Origin of the sequence: Amycolatopsis sp. 195334CR, from assembly GCF_017309385.1 — a bacterium.
Classification (GTDB): domain Bacteria; phylum Actinomycetota; class Actinomycetes; order Mycobacteriales; family Pseudonocardiaceae; genus Amycolatopsis.
Genome location: NZ_JAFJMJ010000004.1, coordinates 215224 through 228344, shown reverse-complemented (window position 1 = coordinate 228344; position 13121 = coordinate 215224). Strand labels below are relative to the sequence as shown.

12 protein-coding genes are annotated in these 13121 nt (G+C 72.7%); 6 read left to right on the top strand and 6 right to left on the bottom strand.

Annotated elements, in window-relative coordinates; genetic code table 11:
- Positions 1-98: 98 nt before the first annotated feature.
- The 5 genes from JYK18_RS44870 to tcuA form a co-directional block, all read right to left on the bottom strand.
- Positions 99-446 carry an STAS domain-containing protein gene (locus JYK18_RS44870; RefSeq protein WP_206810385.1) on the bottom strand — a complete coding sequence of 116 codons (348 nt, stop codon included), beginning with the start codon at positions 444-446 and terminating at the stop codon, positions 99-101.
- Positions 447-491: 45 nt separating this feature from the next.
- The gene (locus JYK18_RS44865; protein ID WP_307796364.1) at positions 492-2399 is read right to left on the bottom strand and encodes a beta-N-acetylglucosaminidase domain-containing protein; all 1908 of its coding nucleotides are present in this window, start codon (positions 2397-2399) and stop codon (positions 492-494) included.
- 60 nt (positions 2400-2459) lie between these two features.
- The gene (locus JYK18_RS44860; protein ID WP_374195133.1) at positions 2460-3233 is read right to left on the bottom strand and encodes an endonuclease I family protein; all 774 of its coding nucleotides are present in this window, start codon (positions 3231-3233) and stop codon (positions 2460-2462) included.
- 117 nt (positions 3234-3350) lie between these two features.
- Positions 3351-4001 carry a GntR family transcriptional regulator gene (locus tag JYK18_RS44855; protein ID WP_206810381.1) on the bottom strand — a complete coding sequence of 217 codons (651 nt, stop codon included), beginning with the start codon at positions 3999-4001 and terminating at the stop codon, positions 3351-3353.
- 26 nt (positions 4002-4027) lie between these two features.
- Positions 4028-5491 (bottom strand): FAD-dependent tricarballylate dehydrogenase TcuA, encoded by a 1464-nt coding sequence (gene tcuA / locus JYK18_RS44850; protein ID WP_206810380.1) that lies wholly within the window; start codon positions 5489-5491, stop codon positions 4028-4030.
- 87 nt (positions 5492-5578) lie between these two features.
- Here tcuA and JYK18_RS44845 point away from each other — a divergent pair, with 87 nt between their 5' ends.
- From JYK18_RS44845 to JYK18_RS44830, 4 genes are read left to right on the top strand one after another with little or no spacing between them, the layout of a single operon-like run.
- On the top strand, positions 5579-6583 hold the full coding sequence (locus tag JYK18_RS44845; protein WP_206810379.1) for a tripartite tricarboxylate transporter substrate binding protein: 1005 nt from the start codon (positions 5579-5581) through the stop codon (positions 6581-6583).
- A gap of 5 nt (positions 6584-6588) precedes the next feature.
- On the top strand, positions 6589-7023 hold the full coding sequence (locus JYK18_RS44840) for a tripartite tricarboxylate transporter TctB family protein (protein ID WP_206810378.1): 435 nt from the start codon (positions 6589-6591) through the stop codon (positions 7021-7023).
- Positions 7024-7060: 37 nt separating this feature from the next.
- Complete coding sequence (locus JYK18_RS44835) at positions 7061-8563, top strand: tripartite tricarboxylate transporter permease (RefSeq protein WP_206810377.1); 1503 nt, start codon at positions 7061-7063, stop codon at positions 8561-8563.
- 11 nt (positions 8564-8574) lie between these two features.
- Positions 8575-9960 carry a HEAT repeat domain-containing protein gene (locus JYK18_RS44830; RefSeq protein ID WP_206810376.1) on the top strand — a complete coding sequence of 462 codons (1386 nt, stop codon included), beginning with the start codon at positions 8575-8577 and terminating at the stop codon, positions 9958-9960.
- Here the strand turns inward: JYK18_RS44830 and JYK18_RS44825 are convergent.
- A complete protein-coding gene (locus tag JYK18_RS44825) occupies positions 9957-10847 on the bottom strand; it encodes a LysR family transcriptional regulator (protein ID WP_206810375.1) in 891 nt (296 codons plus the stop codon). The genes JYK18_RS44830 and JYK18_RS44825 overlap by 4 nt on opposite strands.
- Before the next feature lie 54 nt (positions 10848-10901).
- On the opposite strand from JYK18_RS44825, the gene JYK18_RS44820 reads away from it, so the two are divergent.
- Both JYK18_RS44820 and JYK18_RS44815 read left to right on the top strand, forming a co-directional pair.
- Positions 10902-11618 (top strand): type II CAAX prenyl endopeptidase Rce1 family protein, encoded by a 717-nt coding sequence (locus JYK18_RS44820; protein WP_206810374.1) that lies wholly within the window; start codon positions 10902-10904, stop codon positions 11616-11618.
- A gap of 46 nt (positions 11619-11664) precedes the next feature.
- On the top strand, positions 11665-13044 hold the full coding sequence (locus JYK18_RS44815) for a PepSY domain-containing protein (protein ID WP_206810373.1): 1380 nt from the start codon (positions 11665-11667) through the stop codon (positions 13042-13044).
- Positions 13045-13121 lie beyond the last annotated feature (77 nt).

The window sequence follows — 13121 nt, the reverse complement described above, 5'->3', positions numbered from 1 at the left end:
GTAGCGTAGACGCGCCGCGATCGTTGGCCCAGCAAGTTCGGCCGAGAGCATGAACCGACTGACGGGGAAATTCGCCAACTTCCGCCACTTGCCTGGTCTCAGCCCCGGCGGACCCGGGCCACCGCGTCGTTGATGCTGGCCGAGATCGGCAGCGCCTGGGTCAGGTTGAGCACGGTCACCGGCCGGACGATCGCCGGGGACACCGCCACCAGGCCGAACCCGAGTCCCTCCGAATGCGCGCGCCGGGCGGTGCGCAGCAGCGCGTGCAGGCAGCTGGAATCGCAGAAACTGACGCCGATCAGGTCCACCACCAGCCCGTGGCCCGCCCGGGCGAGCGCCTCGTCCAGCACCCGCCCGAGCTCGTCGACCACGGCCAGGTCCAGCTCACCGGTCAGGGTGAGGATCTGGACGCCGCGGTGCACCTCCGGCGTGGCCGACCACACCATGGGCAACTCCTCTTCGCCGACGGGAAGAAGAGTATCGCCGCCGGGTCAGGGAATCAGCCCCGGCGCGTCGGCGAGGAAGGTGTCCAGCACCCCGTCGGCCACCCGGATCGGCCCCTGCGGGCGGGTGGTGCCGGGAATGGTCTGGATCTTCGCGGCCTCGGCGGCGAGTTCCGCCGACTCGGCGAAGGCGGCGTCGGCGGCCGGCCGGTCCTCCGGGGCCAGCTCCAGCCCGTCCACTGTGGACTGCAGCGCCCGGCCCCACAGGGTCAGCGCGTCCAGCCACGGCTTGGCCTGCGCGGAGAAGGCCGGGTCGGGCACCCCGCCGCGGATGCGCTCGGGCGCCGCCGCGAGCAGGTCGGCGTACGCGCTCAGGTCCCGCAGCGCGGCCCCCGACGGTTCCGCGCGCACAGCGTCCACTTTGGCCTTGAGCACCGGGGCCTGCGGCTGCCACACCACCTCACCGAAGGTCGGCGCGAGGTGCTGGGTGTCGAAGAAGGCGAGCAGCGCCTCGGCGGTGCGGGCGTCCCCGGCGGCCAGGTACTCCGCGGCCGCGCGCCAGGTGCGGCCGGCGTCGTAGTCCTGGTCGTTCCACGCGAAGGACGCGCCGCCGAACAACGCCACCTTGCTCGGCGCGGCCTGGTTCATCGGGTTGAGCACGATGCCACCGAGCGCGGCGTGCAACCCGGCTTCGCGCTTGTCGTAGGGCGCCATCAGCAGCCGCCCGGTGGTCTGCCCGTAGTCGTTGACCGGGTAGTTGTCCCACAGGAAGACCTTGCGGCCCCAGACCTGCGCCGCCTTCTCCGCGTCGGCGACGCTGATCGACGGCGGCACCACGTCGGTCCCGGTCCACTGCACGACGATCCGCTCGTCGAGGCTCTCCCGCAGCACCTTCTTGTACGGCGAGTCGGCCACGTCGGAGTACTCGGTGGGGACCATCTGCAGCGGCTGCGCGCCGACGGTGTCGAGGAAGTCGCGCTGGACGCCGTTGAGCAGGTCGGCCTGCGCGCGCCCGGCGGCGGCCTGGCCCGGCGCACCGTACTTCTGCTCGTCCCCGGCGCAGTTCCACTTGGTGTAGCTGATGTCGTCGAGCGCGATGTAGAAGCTCTCCGCGCCCTGGTCGTGGATGGAGGCCAGCTTGTCGTGCAGCGCCTTGACGTCGGCCGGGTCGCTGTAGCAGATCGACGGGCCGGGCGAGACCGCGTAGGTGAACTGGACGTGGTGGGCCGCGGCGGCGCCGATCAGCTCCTTGATCTTCGCCAGCTCGGCGGCCGGGTACGGCTCGCGCCACTTCTCCCGCAGGTAGAGGTCGTCCTTCGGGGTGTAGATGTAGGTGTTGGCCTTGATGTCGCCGTAGAAGGCGAGCTGGTCGAGCCGGTCCTCGTGCGACCACGGCGCGCCGTAGAAGCCCTCGATGCTGCCGCGCAACGCCATCAGCGGGTGGTCGACCACCTTCGCCGCGGCGATCCTGCCCGGTGCGGCGAGCTGGCGCAGGGTCTGCGCGGCGTAGTACACGCCGTCACCGTCGTTGCCCGCCAGCGCGATCAGGCCGCCGCGGCCGTGTGCCCGCGCGGCGAGTGAATAGCCCTCCGGCCGCAGCTCGGCCGGTTTCGCGCCCCCGGCTTCGGTCAGCGCGCCGGCCACGCCGGGATCGGAGATCAGGCCCGCGACCACGGTCAGCTCGGCCTCGCCGTCCACCACTTCACGGGCACCGGCGTGCTCCAGCGTGCGGCGGACGAGGTCCTCGGTGGCCTGGTCCGCCCCTTCGGCGAGCACGAGGCCGACGCGGAAGGGCACCCGCAGCTGGTGGCCGTTGCCCGCGATCGACTGCGGGGTCGGGGTGACCACCGGCAGCCGGGTTCCCGGCGGTTCCGCGACGGCCGCCGCTCCCGGGGTCAGCCCCAGCGAGACACCGAGGACAGCGGCCACCGCGGTGGTTCGGACGGATCGGCGCACCGGACCTCCCTAGTCGATCTTTGGTCCAGACCATCAGGGATCCGGGGCGCCGTCAAGCCGTCATCCGTATACCGAGGCCGCCCACTCCGGGTGGTCGATGAACGGGTTGCGGTTCTTCTGGATGCCGAAGATCGCGTCGTTGCGGTTCTTCTCCACGTCGTCCACCGGGTCCGCCTCGTGCCACTGCAGCAGCACCGAGATCTTGCCGATGGCCGGCGCCGAGCCGTTGTCGACCTGGTCGTTGGGCTCCAGGTCGGCGAAGCCGTCACCGCCGTCCCAGCGCACGCCCATGTACATGATCATCCGGGCGACGTCGCCCTTGACCTCGTCCCGCGCTTCGAACGAGTCGTCGTCGGTGAGGTTGCCCGGCGCGCCGTCGACCGGCTCGCCGCCGTTGTCGAAGTCCTTGTTGCCGCGAATGCTGTTCACCGTGACGTCGGTCGGGCGCAGGTGGTGGATGTCGGTGCCGGGGCCGGGCGAGGTGCCGAAGTCGCCGTGGGACTTGGCCCAGGTGTGCTCGCGGTTCCAGTCGCCGGAGTCGCCGCCGTTGGCGTCCTTGCTGCGGGATTCGCCGCTGTAGAGCAGCAGCACGTTGGCGGCGTTGGCCGGGTCCTCGTCGGTGGTCTTGAGCGCGTCCCACACGTCGTCGTAGTTCAGCGTGGTGACGCCCGAGCTGATGATGGTGTGCAGTGCTGCCTTGAGTTCGGCGCCGGACTTGCCCTCGGCGTCGGCGTAGTAGCCGTCCGGTGGTTCGGCCGACTGCGCGGCGGGTGCCGCGAGCAGGCCGGCCGCGGCCAGCGCGCCGGCCAGGGCGGTGCCGGCCGTGCGCCGCAGGATTCGCTTGGTGGCCACCCAGAATCTCCTCACCATGTGGATATCACTGTCAGTGAAAGACTGACAGCTGGGAGATTCGGTTGACTACCGACGAACGGCGATCAACTGGCCCGGACTTTACCGGGCGGCGGCCTCGCGCAGGAGGTGGAGGCGGATCTTTCGCGCGGTGTTCATGTGGTCGGCGGCGATCGCCCTGGCCGCCTGCTCGTCGCGGTCGCGGATGGCGTTGATCAGGTTCTCGTGCTCGTCGAGCGCTTCGCGCCAGCGGTCGCCGACCGACAGGGTCGACTGGGGCGCGTGCACCAGGTGCCCGGTCAGCCGCTCCAGCAGGTCGATCAGCACCGGGTTGTGGGTGGCCCGCCAGACCGCCGCGTGGAACTCCAGGTTGGTGCGGATGCGGGTGGCGTCGTCAGGATCGGGCACCTTCCGGTCCCGGTCGAGCAGGCCCTCCAGGCGCAGGAGATCGGTGGTGCCGCGGGCCTGCGCGGCCTGTCCGGCTGCCTCCGCCTCGAGCAGTACGCGCATGTCGTAGATCTGCACCACCTCCTCGGCGTCGATGGTGCGGACCTCCATCCCGCGCGTGCCCGGCACCAGCAGCCGGTCCTGCGCCAGCCGCCGCAGCGCCTCGCGCACGGGGGTGCGCGAGACGCCGAAGCGGGTGGCGAGCGCGGTCTCGCGCAACGGACTGCCCGGCGCGAAACCGCCGGAAAGGATCTCCGCGCGCAGGTCGTGGTACACGGCCTCCGCGTCGGTCCTGCTCGTCGTCATCGCTGCGCTCCCACCCTGTGCCGGCGTCAGGCCAGTGTCCCAGCCCGCCTGCCGAACACCGCGCCGGAGGTCAGGCCGGTGCCGCCCGGGTAGTTCCCGCTGAACAGACCACCGAGCATCTCACCGCAGACGAACAGGCCCGGCAGCGGCGCGCCCGCCGGGTCGAGCACCCGGCCGTGCTCGTCGGCGCGCAGGCCGCCGAAGGTGAAGGTGATGCCACAGGTGACCGGGAAGGCGTAGTACGGCGCGGTCTCCAGCGGGATGGCCCAGTGCGACTTGGGCGGGTCGACCTTCGCCGCGCGGCCGTCCTTCACCGCGAGGTCGAGCGGCACGTCACGGTCGATCGAGGCGTTGAACTCGCGCACCGTGCGCTCCAGCGCCGCCGCGTCCACGCCGATCCCTTCGGCGAGTTCGGCGAGCGTGCCCGCCGAGACGACCGACGCGCCGGGCATGTCGTACTCCTCGGTACGCAGCCGCGGCCGGGTGGTGGCGTCGAACAGCTGGAACGCGAGCCCGTCCGGCTGGGCGAGGATGCGCGCGCCGTAGAGCGCGTAGGTGTAGTTGCGGAAGTCCGCGCCCTCGTCGATGAACCGCTCGCCGCGCCGGTTCACCACGATGCCGAGCGGGTAGCCGCCGCGGGTCAGCTGGTTGGTCAGCTCGCGGTTGCTCTCGTTGCCCTCGGCCCAGGCGTCCCAGGCCACGCTGTGGCAGGTGGACCAGTCGCCGTGGGTGGCCGCGCCCGCCTTGATCGCGGCGGTGAGCATGTCGCCGGTGTTGAACGGGGTGCCCCGCACCTTGGCCCGCTGCCAGCCCTCGCCGAGGTGTTCGCGGCGCAGCTCGGGGTCGGCCTCGAAACCGCCCGCGGCGAGGACCACCGACTCCGCGCGCAGCTCGCCTTCGGCACCGGTGTCGTCGGTCCAGGTGACGCCGACGATCCGGTTGCCCTCCTGGATCAGGTCGCGGGCGCGCACGCCGTAGCGGATCTCCACGCCCGCGCGCTCGGCCGCCGCGGTGTGCTGCTCGATCAGCCCCTTGCCGCCGCCGGTGCTGCCGACCGCGAGCCCGCCCCAGAACACCTGCCTGCCGTGCTCGTCCGGATAGGCCTGGCGCTCGTACATCAGCCGGTACCGCAGGCCCTTGCCGTGCAGCCAGCGCAGCGTGTCCTGGCTGCGCGACACCAGCACCTCGGTCAGCGCCGGATCGTTGCGGCCTCCGGTCACCTTGGTCATGTCGGCGTGGAACTGCTCGGCCGGGTACGGCGGCAGGTCGCTGATCGCGTGCCGGTCGTCCGGGTCGAGCAGGTCGGCCACCGAGGCCAGCCCGTCGTGCACGATCCGCACCGCGCCGGCGGTGTAGAAGCTGTTGCCCCCGGCCAGCTCCCGGCTGCCCCGCTCCAACAGGACCACCCGCCGTCCGCGTTCGGCCGCCGCGTGCGCGGCACTGAACCCCGCGTTGCCCCCGCCGACCACGATCACCTCGGGCTGCGCCATCTGTCCTCCCGCTCTTGTCAACGTCTGCACACCACTGTATACAGTCGTATGCAAAAGCTTCAAGGCGCATCGACCAAAGGACGTTCGATGGAGCAGAAACCCTGGCGCCGCTGGGTGCCCTGGGCGGCCGCGGTACTGGCCACCGGTGCCGTGGTCGCCACCGCACCCGCCGACGACACGGCCGCCGGATCGACGGCGATGGACGTGCTCGGCGGCGCGCAGCTGCGGATCATGGCCCCGGCCGCGCCCGGCGGCGGCTGGGACCAGACCTCCCGCGAGATGCAGGCCGCGCTGCGGGAGCTGGCCGGCCGGACCGAGGTCTACAACGTGGCGGGCGCGGGCGGCACGATCGGGCTCAGCCAGTTCGTCCGCTTCGGCGACGACCCGGCGCAGCTGATGACCACCGGGCTGATCATGGTCGGCGCGGCCAAGGCCAACAAATCCGCGCACTCGCTGGCCGACACCACTCCCCTGGTCCGGCTGACCACCGACTACCAGGCGATCGTGGTGCCCTCGGCCTCCCCGCTGCGCACCACCGCCGACCTCGCCGCGGCGATGCGGGCCGACCTGCCCGCGGTGTCCATCGCGGGTGGTTCGGCGGGTGGGGTCGAGCAGATCCTGGCCGGGTTGATGGCCAAGGCGGCGGGCGGCGACCCCGCGCGGGTCAGCTACGTGGCGCACTCCGGTGGTGGCGAGGCGCTGACCACGCTGCTGTCCGGCCGTGCCGTCATCGGCATCTCCGGGCTCTCCGAGATCCAGCCGCAGATCGAGGCGGGCACCGTGCGCGCGCTCGCCGTGTCGAGTCCCGAGCGGCTCCCGTCGGTGCCCGGGATCCCGACCCTGCGCGAAGGCGGCATGGACGTCGAACTGCAGAACTGGCGCGGGGTCACCGCGCCCAAGGGGATCAGCGACGAAGAGGAGCAGGCGCTGGAAACCCTGCTGCTCGACATGACGCGCACGAGCGCGTGGCAGGACGCGCTGCAGCGACGCGGTTGGGGCGACGCCACGCTGGCCGGGCCGGAGTTCGAAGAGTTCGTCCGCACCGAGCAGGAACGCGTGTCGCAGGTGCTCGACGAGATCGGGCTGGGGTGAGGGACATGCCTGGAACCGAACTGCGCACGATCCGCGCGACCCTGGCCTTCGGCGCGCTGATGCTGGTCGCCGCCGTGCTCGTGGTGGTGGACGCGGTGCGCCTGCCCGAAACCTCCGCCGTGGTCGGGCCCGCCGCGGTGCCGTTGCCCGTCGGCGTGCTGCTGGCCGTGGTCGGCGCCGCGTTGCTGGTGCGGTCACGCGCCCAATTGGCCACCGCGACCCCGGGTGAGGAACGCCCGCCGCACGGCGCGCTCCGCGTCGTGGCGCTGGTCGCCACGCTCGCCGCTTTCGCGCTGCTGCTGCCGGTGCTCGGGTACGTGGTGTGCTCGGCGGCGCTGTTCACCGCCACCGCCATGCTGCTCGGCGCCCCGCGCCGCCGGCGACCGCGGCCGTCGGCTGGGCGCTGGCCGCCGTCGTCTTCCTGGTCTTCGACCGCCTGATCGGGCTCACCCTGCCCGCCGGACCGTGGGGGTTCTGATGGACCAGTTCGCACTGCTGCTCGACGGCTTCGCCGGCGCGCTGACCCCGGGCCACCTGCTGTTCGCGCTGGCCGGGGTGACCATCGGCACCGCGGTCGGCGTGCTGCCGGGCATCGGGCCCGCGCTGACCGTGGCGCTGCTGCTGCCGATCACCTTCCGGCTGGACCCGTCGAGCGCGCTGATCATGTTCGCCGGCATCTACTACGGCGGCATGTACGGCGGGTCGACCACCTCGATCCTGCTCAACACCCCCGGCGAGAGCGCGTCGATGATCTCCGCGCTGGAGGGCAACAAGATGGCGCGGGCCGGGCGGGCGGCGGCCGCGCTGGCCACCGCCGCGCTGGGCAGTTTCGTGGCGGGCACGATCGGCACCGTGGCGTTGACCTTCCTGGCGCCGTCGGTGGCCGATTTCGCCACCACCTTCGGCCCGCCGGAGTACGTGGCGCTGATGGCGGTCGCCTTCGTCACGGTCAGCGCGCTGCTCGGGCCGAGCCTGCTCAAGGGCGCGGCGAGCCTGCTCACCGGGCTGACCATCGGGCTGATCGGCATCGACTCGCAGACCGGGCAGCCGCGGCTGGTCTTCGGCGTCGAGTCGCTGCTCGACGGCATCGACATCGTGATCGTGGTGGTCGCGCTGTTCGCGCTGAGCGAGGCGTTCGGGCACCTGCTCACCGGCACCGGGCACAGCACCGTGCGGCCGCTGCGCGAACGCGCCATCCTGTCCAAAAAGGACTTCCGCCGGTCGTGGCCGTCGTGGCTGCGCGGGACCGCGCTGGGCTTCCCGATCGGCAGCCTGCCCGCCGGTGGCGCCGAGGTGCCCACGTTCCTCAGCTACAGCGTGGAGAAGAAGCTCACCAAGCACCCGGAGGAGTTCGGGAAGGGCGCCATCGAGGGCGTCGCCGGTCCCGAGGCGGCCAACAACGCCGCCGCGGCCGGGGTGCTGGTGCCGCTGCTGACCATCGGGCTGCCGACCTCGGCCACCGCGGCGGTGATCCTGACCGCGTTCCAGTCCTACGGGCTGCAGCCGGGCCCGCAGCTGTTCACCGAATCGGGTCCGCTGGTGTGGACGCTGATCGCGAGCCTGTACGTGGGCAACCTGATGCTGCTGGTGCTCAACCTGCCGCTGGCGCGGGTGTGGGCGCGGCTGCTGACGATTCCCGCGTACGGCATCTACGCCGGGGTGCTGGTGTTCGCCACGCTCGGCGCGTACGCGGCCGGTGGCACCACGGCGGACCTGCTGATCCTGTGCGGTCTCGGGTTGGTCGGGCTGCTGATGCGGGAGGCGGGCATCCCGGTGGCACCCGCGGTGGTCGGGCTCATCCTCGGGCCGATCGCCGAGCAGCAGCTGCGGCGCGCGCTGACGTTGTCCGAGGGCGACCCGTCGATCCTGGTCTCCGGGCCGATCACCATCGTGCTGTGGATCGTGGTGGCGCTGGCGCTGCTGATCCCGGCGGTGCTCGCGCTCCGCCGGCGCCGGGCCGATCGGTACGCTGCCGTGTGAGCGTCTGGCCGATGGTGGTGCGAGATTTCGACGCGTTCCTCGACGCCCCGGGGCAGGTGAGCCACGAGGCGATGGACGAGTTGCTGGAGTTCCTGGGCATCGAGGCGCGGGGGCCGGCGGAGGAATGGTGGGCGACGCGCGTCGACGCGGCGGCCGAGGCCGGGCGGGACCGGCTGATCGCGGCGCTGGCCCACGAGAACCCGGCCGTCCGGCGGGTCACCACCTGCGTGCTCTGCTACTGCTACGAACCCGGGGTCGCCGACGCGGTCCGGGCGGTCGTCCCGGCGGACGAAGGGACGCGGCTCGGGCTGCACATCGTGCTCGGCACGCACGAAGGCTGGTCACCGGAGGGCGACGAGCTGGCGCGCTTCGGTTCCGCGTTCGGCGCGCTGCTCGGCTCTCACCGGCACCCGGACATGCTCGGCCCGCTCGCCTCGTGCGCCGGGCGGCCGGGTGAGGTGCTGGCCGAGCTGCCGTGGGCCGAGCCCGACTGGGACACGCCGGTGCGCGCGGTCGACGAGTTGCTGGACCGCGCGCCGGAACTGCACGTGCCGTGGTTGCTCGCGCTCGCCGGGGACCACGCGCCCGAGCTGGCGGATTTCGCGCTGCGCCGGGGAGATCCCGTGCTGGTCGAGCCGTACGGACTGGGGTTGCTCGAGCATCCCGACGTCGAAGTCCGGCGTGCGGCCGTGCGGCGGCTGGGGCGCTGGAAGTTCGACGGGCACCTGGACGCGGTGGCGGCCCTGCTGCCGGATCCGGACCTGGGCGACGCCGCGCTCGACACGCTGACCAGGGCGGACGACCGGCGTGCGCTGCCGCGGTTGCGCGCGTTGCTCGACGATCCGGCGGATCCCCGGCTGCGCGTGGTCGCCGGGCTCGGCGCGGAGCTGGTGCCGGACGTCGTGGCGCGGCTCGACGGGCCGCGGGCGCCGGAACTGGTCGAGGTCGCGGCGAACTGGGGTGCTCTGCTGGACCGTCCCGAAGTGGCCGCGTGGTTGGGGCGGCTGTCCGAGGAGGCAGCGGTGATCCGGTTCTGCCGCCGCGTCGCGTTGCGCCGCCGGATCGGTGACGAGCTGCGTGACCAGGTGCGTGTGCTGGCGACCGGGCCGTCGCTGCGGGTCCGGCAGCACGCGCAGTTCGCGCTGCTGGAGACCGGTGAGACGGAGTGGCTGGTGGCGGTGCTGATCGCCGAGATCGTCGAGCACCCGGTGCGCACCGGGCGGCCGGGGCCGCACAACGGCAACTACGGCAGCCGGGCGGACACGACCGCGTGCGCGTGGCTTGGCCGCCTGGGCCCGGTGGCCGTGGAGGCGGTGACGGTGCTGCGTTCGGTGGTGGCCGAAGCGGGCGAGGCGAGCGCGGCGGCGGCCGAGGCGCTCCAGCGCATCACCGGTTAGGTGGTCCAGCAGCGGACCATCGCGTCGACGAAGGCGCGGATGGCGGGGCGGTCGTCGTCGGAGCGCCAGACCACCGCGAGTTCCGCCGGGGTCAGGCCGGTGACCGGGCGCACGACCACGTCGTCGCGCCGGTACAGCTCGGCGTTGCCCGCCGAGAGCAGTACCACGCCCAGCCCGGATGCGACCGCCTCGAAGGTCTCCTCGGCGGTTTCGGCCTCGGTGGCGACCGTGGGCGGGGTCTCGCGTTCGTCGAGGGCCAGCCAGAAGCGGCGCAGGGCCCCGGCGGTGGCGGGCAGCGCGATGAACGGCTCGTCGGCCAGTTCGCCGAAGGGCACCTCGGTGTGCTCGGCGAGCCGGTGGCCGGCCGGCAGCGCCACGCAGCGGTCCTCGGTCGCCACCACGCGCCAGGTGAGGTCGCCGCTTTCGGGGACCGGCAGCCACGCCACCGCCACGTCGACCTCGGCGCGCGCGAGGCCCGCGGTGGAGTCGCGCCAGGTGATCTGGCGGAACAGCAGGCGCCAGCCGGGCAGGCGGTCCGCCAGCTCGGCGGTGACCCGGGGCATCAGCCCGCGCCCGATCCGCGTCTGGAACCCGACGGTCAGCGTGGCCTCCCGGGCCGCCGCCGCTTCCCCCACCTCGCGGCGCGTGTCGTCCCACAGTTCGAGGAGCTGACGCGCTCGGGGCAACAGCGCCTCCCCGGCGGCGGTGAGCGTGACGCGCTGGTGGTCGCGGTCGAAGAGGGTGACGCGCAGGAGGTTCTCCAGCTGGCGGATCTGCTTGCTGAGCGCGGGCTGCGAGATGTAGAGGCGCTCGGTGGCCGCCTTGGTGAAGCTCAGCTCCTCGGCCACCGCGGTGAAGTAGCGGAGATCCCGCAGGTGCGCTTCCATGCCCGAAGGCTAGCCAACCGGGCAGGGAGCCCATGGGCGAATTAGTGTCGAAGTATGAGTGTGCGCGCCGGCGGTGACGTTCGCGTCGTCGCCGTTGTCGCTGCGGTGGGGTTGCTGGCGGCCGCCACCTTTCTCGCCAATCGCGTGTTGCCTGGGTGGGCGTACCCCGTGTGCGGCACCGTCACCGCGATCCTCCTGGTCCTGCTCGCCCGCGCGGCCGGGGTCGGCTCCCCGGCGATGGGGCTGGGCAGGCACCAGCTGGGCCGCGGGATGCTGGTGGGGCTGGCCGGCATGGGCCTGGTCCTGCTCACCTTCGCCATCGCGCTGGCGGTGCCCGCGTTGCGCCCGCTCTTCGACGACGGCCGCGTCGGCTCGCCGGACCTGACCGAGGTGCTCTGGCAAACCCTCATCCGCATCCCGCTGGGCACCGTGCTGATCGAGGAGGTCGCCTTCCGCGGGGTCCTGCCCGCCCTCCTCGGCGGCGGGCAGCGCTGGCGCTGGGGCCCGGTGCTCGGCGCGGCCGCGCTGTTCGGCCTCTGGCACCTGCTCCCCTCGCTCGCCCTGGTGCGGAACGCCGCGGTGGACGCCACCTTCGGCGGCCTCCCGCTGTGGCTGATCTCCGTGCTGGCCATGCTCGCCGCCGCCGGCGCGGGGGTGTTCCTGCACTGGTGGCGCCACACCGGGCGCAGCCTGCTGGCCCCGATGGCGGTGCACACCGCGACCAACTCCGGCGGCCTCGCCGCCGCCTGGTGGCTGCTCGCCCAGCGCTGACCGGATCGCCGGGAACTTCTGCCCCCGGCCCGCCGACCTTAGCGACGTGACCACTGACGAGTTCGTCGAAACCGACGCGGAAGCGGCCAGGGCGCGGCGGCGCTCGGCGCGTCCGCTGCTGCTGCGCCTGCACTTCTACGCCGGTGTGTTCATCGGCCCGTTCCTGCTGGTCGCCGCGCTGACCGGACTGCTGTACATCTTCACCCCGCAGCTGGAGCAGGTCGTCTACGACCACGAGCTGCACGTCCCGGCCGGTTCGTCCGCGCAGCCGCTGGAGTCCCAGCTGACCGCCGCGCGGCAGGCCGTGCCGGACGGGACCGTGGTCCGGGTGCGCCCCGGCCGCGAGGCCACCGACACCACCCAGGTCATCTTCAGCCGCCCCGACCTGGAGGCCAGCCACTGGCTGACCGCCTACGTCGACCCGTACTCCAGCCAGGTGCGCGGGGTGCTGGAGACCTACGGCTCCAGCCAGGCCACCCCGGTCCGCACCTGGATCGACCAGCTGCACCGCAGCCTCCACCTCGGCGACTTCGGCCGGTTGTACAGCGAGCTCGCGGCGAGCTGGCTGTGGGTGGTGGTGCTCGGCGGGCTGGTGCTGTGGTGGTCGAAGCGGCGCCAGCACCGCGCGGCCGACCGCCGCGCGAAGGGCAGGCGCAAGCTGGTCGCCTGGCACGCGGCGACCGGGTCCTGGGTGGCGATCGTGCTGCTGTTCCTGTCGGTGACCGGGCTGACCTGGTCGCAGTACGCCGGCGAGAGCATCACCGACCTGCGCAAGGCGCTGTCCTGGGAGACCCCGACGCTGGCCACCAGCCTGTCCGAGCACGCGGAGCACGGCGCCCACGCCGGCCACAGCGGGCACCACTCGGCCCCGGTTGCCGACGCCGGGCCGGACCGGGTGCTCGACGCCGCCCGTGACCACGGCCTCGACGGCCCGGTCGAGCTCACCCTGCCCGCCGGTGAGGGCGAGGTGTACCTGGTCAAGCAGATCAAGACCAGCTGGCCGGAGAAGCAGGACACGGTCGCCATCGACCCGGCGAGCGCGCAGGTGCTGGAAACCCTGCGCTTCGACGACTTCCCGCTGGGCGCGAAGCTCGCCCGCTGGGGCATCGACGCGCACATGGGCCTGCTGTTCGGGCTGCCCAACCAGATCGTGCTCGCGGTGGTGTGCCTGTCGCTGATCACCATGGTGGTCTGGGGCTACCGCATGTGGTGGCACCGCAGGCCGACCCGCGACGGGTTCGGCATGGGCAAACCGTTCGCCCGCGGCGGCTGGCGGTCGATGCCCCCGGCCGCGCTGGTCGCACTCATCGTGGTGGGCGCGCTCGGGGCGTGGTTCCTGCCGGTGTTCGGCGTGACCCTGCTCGGTTTCCTGCTGGTGGACGCCTTACTCGGGCTGCGCGCGAAGGCCCGGCAGCAAACGCCATAACCGCTCAGTCGGCGCGTTCGCGGGTGGTCGCGGACGCGCCGGCCGACCATCTGCGCTCGTACCGTTCGAGCAGCAGG

Bases quoted from the DNA above. Each gene is read 5' to 3' on its own strand.
- JYK18_RS44840 (WP_206810378.1), top strand. From the start codon at position 6,589: ATGCCTGGAACCGAACTGCGCACGATCCGCGCGACCCTGGCCTTCGGC.
- JYK18_RS44820 (WP_206810374.1), top strand. From the start codon at position 10,902: ATGAGTGTGCGCGCCGGCGGTGACGTTCGCGTCGTCGCCGTTGTCGCT.
- JYK18_RS44830 (WP_206810376.1), top strand. From the start codon at position 8,575: ATGGTGGTGCGAGATTTCGACGCGTTCCTCGACGCCCCGGGGCAGGTG.
- tcuA (WP_206810380.1), bottom strand. From the start codon at position 5,491: ATGGCGCAGCCCGAGGTGATCGTGGTCGGCGGGGGCAACGCGGGGTTC.
- JYK18_RS44835 (WP_206810377.1), top strand. From the start codon at position 7,061: ATGGACCAGTTCGCACTGCTGCTCGACGGCTTCGCCGGCGCGCTGACC.
- JYK18_RS44870 (WP_206810385.1), bottom strand. From the start codon at position 446: ATGGTGTGGTCGGCCACGCCGGAGGTGCACCGCGGCGTCCAGATCCTC.
- JYK18_RS44845 (WP_206810379.1), top strand. From the start codon at position 5,579: ATGGAGCAGAAACCCTGGCGCCGCTGGGTGCCCTGGGCGGCCGCGGTA.
- JYK18_RS44825 (WP_206810375.1), bottom strand. From the start codon at position 10,847: ATGGAAGCGCACCTGCGGGATCTCCGCTACTTCACCGCGGTGGCCGAG.
- JYK18_RS44855 (WP_206810381.1), bottom strand. From the start codon at position 4,001: ATGACGACGAGCAGGACCGACGCGGAGGCCGTGTACCACGACCTGCGC.